This window comes from Aminobacter sp. P4_D5 (assembly GCF_056401815.1).
The window spans coordinates 1-932 of the sequence record NZ_JBFUIP010000473.1; the positions used below are offsets into that span (position 1 = coordinate 1).

The following is a 932-nucleotide window of genomic DNA, read 5'->3' on the forward strand; positions in this document are numbered from 1 at the left end:
AGCCGTGGTAGCGCAGGTAGAAGACGCGCGGGAAGCCGGTGCCCGTGTAGTCCTCCTCCGGCCAGTCGCCATCGGGCTTCTGGTGGCGGGTGAGCCATTCGGCGCCGCGCTGCACCGCCTCGTGATCCGCCTCGCCGGCCGCCATCAGGGCGAGGATGGCCCAGGCCGTCTGGCTGGCGGAGCTCGGTGCGTCCTGCCTGACATCGGGGCGCGTGCCGCCGCGCGTCGGGTAGCTCATCCCGTCCTCGCCCCAGCCGCCATCCTCGTTCTGCCGCTCGAGCAGCCAGGCGACGGCGCGCCGCATGGCCTGGTGCCCGTGCGGCAGGCCCGCCGCGTTCAGCGCCGTCAGCGCCGACCAGGTGCCGTAGACGTAGTTCACGCCCCAGCGGCCGTACCAGGAGCCATCGGCCTCCTGCTCGCGCAGCAGGTATTCGATGGCGGCCTTGGACGCGGCCTCGTCGCCACGCCCGAGCTGCGCCAGCATGGCAAGGCAGCGGCCGGAGACGTCGGCCGTGGGCGGATCCAGCAGCGCGCCGTGATCGGCGAAGGGAATATGGTTCAGGTAGTGGAAGGTGTTGTCGGCGTCGAAGGCGCCCCAGCCGCCGCCCTTGGACTGCATGCCGACCGTCCAGTCGGTGGCGCGCGTCACGGCGGGATCGTAGCCCTTATGGTCACCCGATTCCTTACGGAAGCGGTCCATGGCGAGCACCACCACGGCGGTGTCGTCCACGTCCGGGTAGTGGGCGTTCTCATATTGGAAGGCCCAGCCACCGGGGGCGAGGTTCGGCCGCTGCCAGGCCCAGTCGCCCTGGACGTCCGTGATCTCCTTGGTCAGCAGCCAGTCGAGCCCGCGCGCGACGGCCGAGCGCTCCTCGCCGCCGCCGGCCTCGAGCAGGGCGTGGCTGACCAGCGCCGTGTCCCAGACGGGCGAC

The 932-nt window shown here is 71.8% G+C and carries 1 pseudogene; it reads right to left on the reverse strand.

Annotated elements, in window-relative coordinates:
- Positions 1 to 932: pseudogene (locus AC1DWF_RS32850) on the reverse strand (squalene--hopene cyclase); the annotation flags it as partial.